Genomic DNA, 12060 nt, shown 5'->3' with positions numbered 1-12060 from the left:
CTATAAGCCATGGGCCATCGATAGGCCGATAACAGAGCCGATGTAGGTATGCATGGTAGAATTCGGGATGCCTTGCCACCAAGGGATGAGGTTCCGGGTCACCGCCATCAGTACCAACGCCGTCATCAGTGAGGCCTCATGCGTAGTGTTGATGCCCACTACCATATCCTTTGGGAAGAGGACCACGAGCCCAAAGACAACCGCCGTACCGCCAAGCAGAACGGCCAGAAAGTTCGTGAAAGACGACAGCCACACGGTCTAGACCGGCTTCATTGGGTTTCGAGCCGATCACGGTGGCCACCGCATCGGCGGTGTCGCGCATGCCGTTGACGGCCTCCTGAAAAACGATCAGCAGAAAATAATAAGAAGGGTGAGCGTCTCAATATATGGCAAATTCCGCAGGGTTTCCCCGGCTGCGATCATGGCCCGGTCCCTCAAAACAATTCACTGAAACGCGCATACCCATGCACACGCAAAGATCGCAGGAGAGCATTGTGAACGTTTCAAGGCAATGGACAAACTATACCATTCACATCTGCTGATCGGTTGTAACCAGCGCTGAAGCGAGCACCATCCAGAAACTCAATGCGATCGAAAGACTTTCTCTGTAAGATGGCACGGATCGACACCGGCGGCCCCTTGTCGAACACTTGAAGACCCAATGGACGCCGAATTGCTGTTATGCCGGTGCATCACTGACGGATTGGCCAGCGAAAACTGTGTTGAAGTGCGACACTCTTAGGGTCACACATCGAAACAAGCTACGCTCTGCCTTTTCTGAGCGCCCCACCACCCCGGAGTTGACCCCTGACACTCCAGACGAACATCGAATGGCACTGAACGCGCTTCAACTCCAAGACGTCGCCGTGACGCGACGCACCACTGGCAGACGCATCGAACACTTGCGGCTCGCGAAGACTTCTTGTGAACTGAAATGAGAGACAAAATGAATAAAACAGCGTTGGGCCACGGCGGTGGCGTTCTCGTGGCTGCATTGGAAGCTCAAGGTGTCGAGCGGGTTTTCTGTGTTCCGGGGGAAAGCTATCTTGCTGCGCTCGACGGGTTGTACGATTCCACGATCGAAACCATCGTAACGCGCAATGAAGGCGGTGCCGCGATGATGGCCGAAGCCGATGGGAAGCTGACCGGCCTGCCGGGTATCGCTTTCGTGACCAGAGGGCCGGGTGCGACCAATGCTTCATGCGGCGTGCATGTAGCGTTTCAGGACTCCACACCGATGATCCTGTTTATAGGGCAGGTCGCATCAGATCAGCGGGATCGGGAAGCCTTTCAGGAAGTCGATTACAGGGCCATGTTTGGTCCGCTGGCCAAGTGGGTTGCGGAGATTGATCGCGCGGACCGCATTCCAGAATATATAAGCCGGGCGTTTCATGTGGCTCAGACCGGTCGTCCGGGGCCTGTGGTGCTGGCATTGCCGGAAGATATGCTGTCGGGGCCTTGCGATATGCCCGTTCTGGAGAAGGCCAAGCTACCAGCGGAGGCCGGGAGCCGAACAGAGGCCCGGCACGTCGCCCAAGCCGTTGCGGAAGCCGAAAGGCCGCTGCTCGTTGTCGGAGGGGGCGGTTGGTCGGAAGCGGCAACACAAGCACTCGCTGCCTTCGCAGAGAAAGCTCAAATCCCGGTTGGCGCATCTTTTCGGTGTCAGGACTATCTGGACAACCGCCATCCCAACTATGCGGGCGATATCGGGATCGGCATCAACCCCAAGCTCGCTCAACGCGTAAAGGATGCCGATTTGATCGTATCACTTGGTGCGCGTCTCGGCGAAATGACGACGAGCGGCTATACACTGCTGACCCCGCCCAAACCACATCAGACGCTGATTCATATTCATGCCGACCCATCCGAAATCGGTCGTGTTTATGCACCGGACTATTCGATTGTCGCCAAGGCCGGAGCGTTCGTTCAACTGCTTGCAGATGAAGCAATGGCACCCGCTGACGACCGCTCCGGCATTGTTGCGGCTGCTCGGGACGATTACCAGAAATGGCAAGAGCCGCAGACCACACCCGGCACATTGCGAATGGAAACGGTGATCACGCATCTCAATGACGTGCTGGCAGATAACGCGATCCTGACAAACGGGGCAGGCAACTACGCCGCTTGGCTGCACCGATACTATCGCTATCGCGCCTGGCGCACGCAGCTTGCGCCGACCAGCGGTTCCATGGGCTACGGGCTACCCGCTTCTATCGCTGCAAAGCTGCGTCATCCGGATCGCGACGTGATCTGCCTTGCGGGGGACGGCTGCTTTCAGATGGTCATGCAAGAATTCGGAGTGGCCTGCGAATACGGCGCCAATATTGTTGTTCTTGTCTCGAACAATGGCATGTACGGCACCATTCGTATGCATCAACAGCGCAACTATCCACTACGTCCTTCCGGTACAGCGATGAAGAACCCTGATTTCGCGGCGCTCGCGAAGGCCTATGGTGCGTTTGGTGCCACGGTTGAACGCGATGCGGACTTTCCGGGGATTTTCGCGCAAGCGCGCGCAGCGGGCGTTCCGGCCATCCTGGACCTTCGCGTTGCGCCAGAGGCGCTTTCGCCAAAGCTCACCTTGGAAAGCTCGATCAAAGGATCTAGCGCATAGGCGGCACGCAGTGAGTGCTTGCCGCCCACGCTTGGGCCTGGTGGTGCGTGCGTTGCGTATGAAGCCGTTCGCGCCGCCGTAGCTAATTAATTTCCATCACTTTGCCTGGCGCGCGAACAGCGGGGGCGCGCACGATGCGATCAAGCCGGTGAGATACTTTGGCCAGCACCTCCGCCGCGACGCTGTCGAACCTTACGCGATCGAGTGAGTAGCTTTCAGTCGTGGCGCTGATACCAATCTTGTCCACCCGCCCAGACAGTATGGCGCAATGATCCGGCCAATCCAATTTGAAGGCACATATGGTCAGCCAACTGGTGCCACGAAGCTCTGCAATGAACATCTCTCGGGACGACGCTGCAGTGCCTTCACGCCGCCACGCACTGACGAGCGGGCATGCCAAGCTCGCGTTCGCGCCCAGAATATTGGCCAGGGCGGCGTTACCACGAGATGACAAGCCGAGCCACGGCAGGGCGACCCCACCGCATTCAAGTGGAACCTCGGCCTGCGTCGTACCGATATCCGTCAAGTTCCAACCAATCCGTCCGAGCGTCGTTGACAGGCGATCCATGCTGACCGGTGCGCCTGTTTGCTTCGCATTGAACCACGCATGCAGAAGGGATTGCTCTGGGATCGACCGCTCATGTCGCGAAATGTTGTCGGGCAAAGCCAGCAAGATCCCCGCAACAGTTTCCACTATGTTCGCCATACGGGATTGCTCCATTTACAGATCGAGTTCGAGAGTGAGATTCGTCGGGTTGTCGTCCAGCTTTCCAATCACCGCCTGCCGCGAGGCCGCATAGACGGCCGGGTCGAGCTGTAGCGAGGCAAACGCAAATTGAAGCCTGGTATGCTCCATCCGTTCCCTGAACAAATCGAATCCGGACGCCTGGCAATCGACGCTGTAGTGAACCATCAGTGAATCGAGCCGCGGCACGCCGGCAGGCTGCGTGAAAAGATTGATTTGGAATTTGCCGACGCTCATCGCCATTGCAGATTGTTCGAAAAGCTGCCGACGCCCGTCCGTACCGGACAGAGCCCGCAATGCATCAAACGTCGCAACCACTGCGACGCTCTGCCGGCCGGCAAGCGTTTCCAAGGCGAGATCGAGGATCGCATCGACAAGGGTCGTCGATAAGAATTTCGGCACATAGGTCGCAAACTGTGAACGTGTCCCATCCCATCCGAGATGTTTCAGCACATCCGAATAGGCCACAGTCCAGCGGACAGGGTTGGCCTCGCGATCAATCTGCTTATCCGCCACGAGCTGCGCCAGAAGCGTCGAATGCAGGACGTCTTCCCGGTTTTGACCAGAAAGGTCGGCCGCACACACTGCGATGCTGCCTTTACTGATATACGCGTGCGGCTTGCGAATGTCGGCCGCCAATGCGCGCGGCGAAACCGGATAGCGGCGCGATTGATGCACTTCAAACAGGTCGGGGATCTGCAAATCTTCAATGGAACCGAACGCCAGCACTTTCTTGCTCCCAAGATACGTCAGATGCAGCGGGCGGCACGGACAGTGTGTGAGCCGCCGTGTCGCCCGCGATCACGCGAACATCAGAAAACGCCGCGTCATCGTCATTACGCCGAACAAGTCGATGGGCTTTACAGTCACCGCCCCTCAGTCGCCACGCCCCGAAACGGGCCGCGGGACGAAATACTATAGCAACAGGTTTCATGTCTGGGACTCGATGGCTCTGCTCCGTCGTTGAAGGACGGAACGGATCACTTGGTTTTTCCATGATCCCGGCATTGAGGAATACTCGATACATCGGTGCGTCACTGTTGTTCCGTTCGGCACGGCGCCGCATGGTCAGCGGTTGGCCGTGGCCGCTGTATGCCACCGTAGCGCCGCTATGAATGTGCGCGCGGACACATTCGCGCATTTTTAAGCGGTCCCGACAAGCTGGGGTCGGCGACGAGTAATCGACACCAATGAATTTGCGTTTGTTCCCAGATAATTTACGAAGGGTCGGTAGGGCCGCGAGCGCCTTCGCCGTCCACGGATACAACCCAGGATGCCAACTTATGCAGGAAATTTCACCGCGGAAGATCGCAATCATCGGCGGTGGGGTCGGCGCGATCACAGCCGCCTACGCACTGACCAGCGCGCCCGATTGGCAGGACCGCTTCGACATTGCCGTGTACCAACTCGGCTGGCGTCTGGGCGGAAAGGGCGCAAGCGGTCGAAATCGTTCACGCGGTGACCGGATCGAAGAACACGGGCTGCACATCTGGGCCGGTTTCTATGACAATGCCTTCCGCTATATGCGCGACTGCTACGAACAGCTGGTTGCGATGGACCTCCGAAAATCCGACGACCCTCTCGGAACCTGGCAAAACGCGTTCAAGCCTCTCAATCATTTCTTCCTGAGCGAACACGTGCCCACGGCGTCAGAAGCATGGCGACCCTGGCGCATCGACTTTTTCGGCAACGACGCCATTCCGGGCGATGGCGGTGTCCTGCCCAGCCCTTTCGCCATGTGCCAGATGCTGCTGGAATTCCTTCATGACTCGCTGGAACGCGTTTCTGGCAAGACCACCTCGGCAGCAGGTAATCCCCCACCGTTGCACGCGGTTGTTTCACATGCGAGGTCCATGCCCCGAAATGCGCATCGACACTCGCTGTTTCAGCACAACCGGCTTCTGGAACTATTGGCCGCATTACGCGACTGGCTGGACACGAACCCCGGTGACGACTGGATCGAGGACGATGAAACACGCCGGGTCTATTACATGCTCGACCTGGGCGCTGCCTTCATCAAGGGTATGACCGAAGACGGCGTGTTCACACGTGGCTTCGATTGTATTGACGATTGTGAATGCTCTGACTGGCTGCTGCGCCACGGCGCAAGTCGGCAAGCTGTCAACTCCGTCGTCTTCCGAGGCTGCTACGATTACGTCTTCGGATATCCCGGCGGCATGACTGACCACCGCGGCGTCGGCGCAGGCACGGCGATGCGGGGCCTGATGCGGTTGGCCTTTACCTATAAGGGGGCCCTTTTCTACAAGATGCAGGCGGGCATGGGCGACACCGTGTTCGCCCCCTACTATCAGGTGCTGCGCGCGCGAGGCGTCAAGTTCCGCTTCTTCCACGCGGCCACGCATCTGGGTCTCAGCGCCGATCAGGACCACATCGAAACAATCGAAATGGTACGCCAGGCAGACCTGCGAACAGGGGATTACGAACCCCTGTATTCGGTCAAGCACCTGCCGTGCTGGCCGTCAGAGCCGGACTGGGACCAACTTGAAAACGGGGCGGAGCTTAAGGCGCAAGGCGTGGATTTCGAGTGCGAAGCATCACCGCCGACAGGTCACCGCCTGACTTTGCACCGCGGGGAAGATTTCGACGAAGTGATCCTTGGCGCATCCCTTGGATCCCTGCCCTACATGACAAAGGAACTTTGCGCTGCATCCAACCGCTGGCAACGCATGCTCGACAATGTGCATACGGTTGCAACCCACGCTGCGCAGTTCTGGATGACCGAACCCGCGACCGAAACGGGCTGGCCGGCACTGGTCACCGCCCACAACGCGAATATCACGCAAGATCCGGCACAATGGCAGACGCTGATGACCGGCTTTGCCGAACCGCTCGACACCTGGGCGGATATGAGCGACCTGCTTATGCGGGAAAATTGGCCGCAACCCGGACCGAAATCCATCGCTTATTTCTGTTCACCCGCTCACGATGCGGCAGATGGAGGGAAAGACATCAAGGCGCAAACCCGCGCCTGGTGCGACACGCATCTGACGCAAATCTGGCCCGATACCGCCGATGCAGCGGGCAAGTTTTCCCTGGATACGCTATATGCCGAGGACGGCGCGCAGGGCGAAGCGCGCTTCGATCAACAGTATTTTCGAACGAACCTTTACGGATCGGAACGCTACGTGCTGTCGACACCCGGTTCGGTGAAATACCGCATGGCCCCTGACAATTCGGGTTTCGACAATCTGATGCTGGCCGGCGACTGGACGCTGTGCGGCATCAACGCGGGCTGCGTCGAGGCGGCGACAATATCGGGGCTGGCGGCCGCGCGGGCGCTTACTGGGTCGAAGGAACCGATTTATGGCGAAGGCGATCTCGCCGCGTCCGATCAGCCGGACACACCCGCCTTGCTGTCATCGCAATTTGCGCAGACCGCACCCTGGCCGATTACCCCGGCATATCTTCTTGGCGCAATGGACGGTATCTTCTGTTTTCAGGCATTACCTGACGACGAAGTTCGCGCCCTCCTGCCCGCTGGGCTGGAACTTGGGCCGCAGTCCATCACGCCGGACGGCACACATCCCGTGACGTTCCTGTTCAACCGGCAGGTGGGCGTCAGACCCAGCTTCATGCCGAAACTTCTGGGCTTCCCGAGCTATCACGAGAGCATCGTCGCGGTCAGCCACCTGCGCCGATCGGGCGGCGATGAAACCCTGTTCAGCCATTTGCCCGCGCTCTATCTTGACGATCGGCTCGCCACACTGGCCGGCCGCGCGTTCTACGGCATGGCGAAGCGTCCTGCCAATGTGACCATGCTCAATGATCGCTATACTGTTCGGGACGACCACAACCGCCTGATATGGAAAGCGGAATATGCGCAGCGCGATGCGCCAACGCGTCTCGCGGACCTCGCCGACTTCAATGTTATTCGCGATTTGCTTGAACAACCACTTCTGATGAAGCGCGGCCCCGAATTCCAAGCTGCCGCCTTCGATTTTGGTCTGAGCGCGGCTTTTGCGACACCTGTCTCCGCATCCGTACAGATCGGTCCGGCGAACGGCGTCGGGTTGGCGACGGCATCCTATCATTCCCCAGCCCTGGGACAGGACAATACCGGCAGATTACCCGGTGCGTTTCGCTGCTGGACGAACTGGACGCTGAGCAATCCGCTCGATTCAACGCGCGTCAAGCGCGTCGCCGCATTGCAACAGGGCGCTCGCTTGTGACAATACTGTCCGAATGTAGTAGGTAGGCGAGTTAGGCCGGGATCTGAAATGGCACGAGATATCGATTGCAACAGTTGTGGTGCCGTGCTGGCCTATCAGGACGGGATGCGATTTTGTGCTGTTTGCGGCGCAAAGCTGGAAAGCACCCCACCGCCCCTGCAGCACGAACGACGGCAGGTCACGGTGCTGTTCGCCGATATCGTGGACTATACCGGCCATGCGGCTCGGGTTGATCCCGAGGAACTGCGCGCCGGGCTTGACTGCTATTACCGCCTGGCACGCACCAAAATCGGCGCTTGGGGTGGAATGGTCGCCGAGTATCTGGGTGATGGCGTCGTCGGCTATTTTGGTGTGCCAGTCGCATTTCAGGACACCGCCGACCGTGCCATCGGCGCGGCACATGCGATCATCGCTGATGCCCCATCAATTACGATTGGCGGGACACAGATAAACATCCGCGCCGGGATAGCGACAGGTCAGGTGCTCGTCGAACTGGACGGCCAGATCCCGCGTATTACCGGGTCGACCAGTGTGCTGGCCTCGCGTATTCAGGGGATTGCCGCGCCGCAATCGGTTTGTGTTTCAGACCTGACCCGTGAACTGGCAAGACCCGGGCAACGTTTCGAAGCGCTTGGCGAGCAAGCGCTGAAGGGCTTCGAAGCGGCTGTGCCGGTTTGGCGATCTCTCGCCAGCACCAACACGCACGGGCCGCGCCATCTGACACCGTTGGTAGGCCGGGATGATGAGTTGGCGCGATTGCGCACCAACTGGGAAAACGTACGACATGGGGACACTACCAGCCAACCGTTGCTGATCATTGGCGGCCCCGGCATCGGGAAGTCGCGGCTGGTGGACGAACACCTGATGGCCAGCCCTGCCCCCGGATCCACGATCATCCTGCGCGGCGCCGAGTTGCATCGCAGCACCATGCTGTACCCGGTGATCGAGTGGTTTCGGGCGTTGGACAACCCCGATGACTTCATTGACGACGATCCACATCTTGCCGCGCTCGACAGTCTTGCGGCGGCTGGCAACCTGCTGCGCCACACGGCTTCTGCCAAAATTCGTGCCGACATTCTTGACGCGCTCATGCGGCGGTTTCGCGACACGTTGCGGCTCGGAGCCAGCCAGTTCCTTTTCGAAGACATCCACTGGATGGATGATACCACGCTTGAGTTGCTGCGCAGGTTAAGCGAGGAAACGAGCACGCAAACCGTCCAGATCGTCGCCACCAGCCGTCCGGGCGTTCTGGATGCAGACGCATTCGCCGAGTTCGAAACGCTGGAATTGTCACCTCTTCAACGCGCAGATGTCTCGCGACTTGTCGAAAGGCTTGCCGGAACAAAGCTTTCGGATGAGGACGCCGCGCGGATCGTCGAGAAGTCCGATGGTATCCCGATTTTCGCCGAACACCTGGCCAGGGCGTCGCTGCGCAAAGGTACAACCGGCGACGACGCCGTACCGGACACCTTGTCCAGCCTGCTATCGGCCTGGATAGATCGCGCCGGACCGGCCCGCAAGGTCGCGCGCATCGCCAGCATTCTGGGCAGGTCATTCGATCCGGATATGGTCAGTGCGCTGAGCGCAGCGCGCCCTGTGCAAGTCGCAGAAGATCTGGACGCTCTTTGTCGCAACGAGATATTGATCGCCGAAGGCGAGCGCAAATTCAGTTTCCGGCACGACTTGCTCAGAGATGCAGCGGCCGCCAGCCTTACGCGCGTCCACCGCAAAACCTTGCATAAAGCGGCGGCCGAGGTTCTGGAGGAACGCGCCGGAGGCGATATTCTTCTGGGTGAGATCGCGCATCACTACAGCGCGGGGGAAGCACACGGGCCCGCCGCCGACTGGTGGCAGCGCGCCGCGATGACGGCAATGGCAAAGGGTGCGTTCGCCGAAGCCGTGCAGCAGTTCGACCACGCCCTTGCCCACAATGCATTCCTTGCCTCCGGCGGTGATACCACCCGCAAGCGCGCGGAGCTTCTGGCGGGACTTGCAGCAACTCACATGCAAACGAGCGGGTTCACCGGTCCGAATGTAATGGACACCTACAGCGCCGCGCTCGCCGAACTCAAAGGGCTTAGCGTGTCCCAGCCCGAGGCCCTTCCGATCTATTGGGGCATCTTTACGTACCAGATCCTGATCGGTGATCTGGCCAGCGCCGAAGCGACCGTGGGCAGCATGGCGGCGCTGCTCGACGCCCTGTCGCCCGAGGCACGCACGTCGGAAAACAAGCTTGCGGTTGTGGGCACCGAAAACGCCGCGCATTTCTATTCCGGCAGGTTCAACGAACAGGTCAAGACGCATGAAAGAACCCGCGCCCTGTATCGTGCCGAGGAGCACGCTGTGCTCATCCCGCGCTACGGCATGGATATCTATGGCGTCGTGCAGGCCTTCACGCCCCATTCAGCCGCGATCACCGGGCGGTTCGAGATGGCGCTCAACCTGATCGACGAAGCCGATGCACACCAAAAGATTCTCAACGTGCCGTTGATGCTGCCGCATATCGATGTGTGGAACGGCGTCGCGCTCAGCTATATGGGCAAGTTCGAGGACGCACTTGACCGGATTGATCGCGGCATCGCCGCAGCGGATGCTCAGGGTGCGGCGTTCTGGTCCGCCACCGGCCGGATGTGGCGAAGCGTGATTGCGTTCGAGGCCACGCCGGATGCCGAATTGATCGACTCGATCCGGGCGGGGCTGGACTTGCAGCAAATGATCGGTGTTGGAATCGGCATTCCATATTGGAGCGCCCGCCTGGCCGAAGCCATGGCCACCTGTGGCGATATCGTCGCAGCCCGGACGTTCGCACAGTCGCAGTCAATGCCCGGCACCAATCGCCGAGAGGGGGTCTGGCGGGCAGAGAGATGGCGTATCTGCGGTCGCATAGAAGCCCTCTCCGGCGATACCGACGCCGCGATGCGGTGCTTTGAGGAAGCCGATAACCTCGCGCAAAGCCAAGATGCCCTACTTTGGCAGCTCAATGCACGTATCGAAGCCTTCAGACTGGCACGAGGCGAAGCCCGCGCGGTGGCGTTGCGCGAAGTCCTGGACCAAATCGAGAACCCGTCCGAGGCGAAAAGCGGACGGGACGCACAGGCCCTGCTCTCTGACTGGCAGGCCATACTCGATGCCTGAGACAGGACATATGCTCGCCACCTGGCCATTGTTCAGCGGTGTTTCGGCAACGGTCATGCAAGAGATCGAACAAAGATGCACGCTCATCAACGTCAATAAGGGCCAGCCCATCGTGTCGCATGGCGACACGGACACCAACGTCTATTTCCAACTATCCGGACAGTCGGTTGCCGTCGTGATATCGCACGAAGGCAAGGAGTTGTCTTTCGACGAAATACGGCCCGGCGTATATTTCGGAGAGCTGTCAGCATTGACCAGACAACCGCGTTCGGCATCCGTCACCGCTATTACAAGCGGACGGATAGCAATGCTCGACGGCAGTTTTTTTGTCGACGTGGCCCGCGCTGAACCGAGCGTCGGCGCGCAGCTTGCACAGGATATGGCGTTTCGGGTTCAGAGGTTGACGGAACGCCTGTTCGGATTGAGCACCCAAAAGGTAGATGAGCGCCTGCGCGGTGCTCTGGTACGCATTGCTGCGGAACGCGGCGTACTGATGGATGGCGGCCGGATCGATCCTGCCCCGACCCACGCCGCGCTCGCCTCACACATCGCCGCAGAACGGGAAGCAGTGAGCCGTGCCCTGACGCGAATGTCACGCGAGGACATTATCCGAACGGGTCGGCGCATGATCGAAATCATTGACGTCAACGGATTGATGCGCAAGCACAGCTGACGCGCTCACAGGTAGCGGGCTTTGCAGATGGATTGTGCGGTCCCTACTGTTAAGCGCCTGCACGGTTATATCGGCAATACCTAAGGTTTTCTTGCGCACTCTTCTCTACGCGACGGGAAAACGCGGAACTGTGCTTGAACACCTTTTCATTCGGTTGCGTCGTGGTGAAAGGCAGCAAAATTTCAACATATAGGTTTATGGTGAAAAAGAGCTGGCAGGCCGTAACGGCTTGTTTGTTGGCCAAGAAAGTGTTGCCACTAACCACCACTTCTTAACGCCTACGGACATTCGGGGTTTCGATTTCGCGGCAGGCGACTACGAAATCGATGTGTTCGGTAAGATCGTTGGCCGGGATGCGACCATGCTCCTATCGACCATTCGACTTTCAATCGACGCATACGAAACGGAGCAGCTTCGGAAGCCTGACTATGGTATCTACTTCGATTGGGGGCCAGATGCAGGCCGCTACCAGAAAAAGATCGAGGGGCGTCGGTCGAAGGAATCAACCTCTTGAAGCTTCTAGAGGCACTACAGGATGGTGGGTCGTTATCGCCGCTGGCAAGACCTTCCCATAATGGTTCGCGTGATCGACGAATCGATGATCGCCGCAGGACTGGTCGCGCCTTTCTAGCGCTGGCGGAACATTCAACAAATCATTCAACAATTCCCCTGCCCTGTCGGCGGACAGTCATTGTTTTTATTG

8 protein-coding genes are annotated in these 12060 nt (G+C 59.1%); 5 read left to right on the top strand and 3 right to left on the bottom strand.

Features of this window, described 5'->3' with window-relative positions:
• Positions 1-255 (bottom strand): inorganic phosphate transporter, encoded by a 255-nt coding sequence (locus FPZ52_RS19620; protein WP_168201371.1) that lies wholly within the window; start codon positions 253-255, stop codon positions 1-3.
• Between the two features lie 691 nt (positions 256-946).
• Here FPZ52_RS19620 and FPZ52_RS14125 point away from each other — a divergent pair.
• Positions 947-2614, top strand: coding sequence for a thiamine pyrophosphate-binding protein (locus FPZ52_RS14125; protein WP_168201370.1), 1668 nt, complete (start codon positions 947-949; stop codon positions 2612-2614).
• Between the two features lie 82 nt (positions 2615-2696).
• On the opposite strand, the gene FPZ52_RS14120 is transcribed toward FPZ52_RS14125, so the two are convergent.
• On the bottom strand, positions 2697-3320 hold the full coding sequence (locus tag FPZ52_RS14120; RefSeq protein ID WP_146366257.1) for a hypothetical protein: 624 nt from the start codon (positions 3318-3320) through the stop codon (positions 2697-2699).
• A 15-nt stretch (positions 3321-3335) separates the two neighbouring features.
• Positions 3336-4088, bottom strand: coding sequence for a hypothetical protein (locus FPZ52_RS14115; RefSeq protein WP_146366256.1), 753 nt, complete (start codon positions 4086-4088; stop codon positions 3336-3338).
• Between the two features lie 49 nt (positions 4089-4137).
• Here FPZ52_RS14115 and FPZ52_RS14110 point away from each other — a divergent pair, with 49 nt between their 5' ends.
• From FPZ52_RS14110 to FPZ52_RS14095, 4 genes are all read left to right on the top strand, one after another.
• Positions 4138-4326 (top strand): hypothetical protein, encoded by a 189-nt coding sequence (locus tag FPZ52_RS14110; RefSeq protein ID WP_146366255.1) that lies wholly within the window; start codon positions 4138-4140, stop codon positions 4324-4326.
• Positions 4327-4642: 316 nt separating this feature from the next.
• Complete coding sequence (locus FPZ52_RS14105; RefSeq protein WP_240804486.1) at positions 4643-7549, top strand: NAD(P)-binding protein; 2907 nt, start codon at positions 4643-4645, stop codon at positions 7547-7549.
• 48 nt (positions 7550-7597) lie between these two features.
• On the top strand, positions 7598-10684 hold the full coding sequence (locus tag FPZ52_RS14100; protein ID WP_146366253.1) for an ATP-binding protein: 3087 nt from the start codon (positions 7598-7600) through the stop codon (positions 10682-10684).
• Entirely contained in the window at positions 10677-11357 is a 681-nt protein-coding gene (locus FPZ52_RS14095) for a Crp/Fnr family transcriptional regulator (protein WP_168201369.1), read from the top strand. Before FPZ52_RS14100 ends, FPZ52_RS14095 begins: the two co-directional genes overlap by 8 nt.
• Positions 11358-12060: the final 703 nt, after the last annotated feature.

It is taken from the genome of Qingshengfaniella alkalisoli, assembly GCF_007855645.1.
Taxonomy (GTDB): domain Bacteria; phylum Pseudomonadota; class Alphaproteobacteria; order Rhodobacterales; family Rhodobacteraceae; genus Qingshengfaniella; species Qingshengfaniella alkalisoli.
Note: the sequence above shows the minus strand (reverse complement) of the source record. Positions and strands in the feature narration are given on the sequence as shown.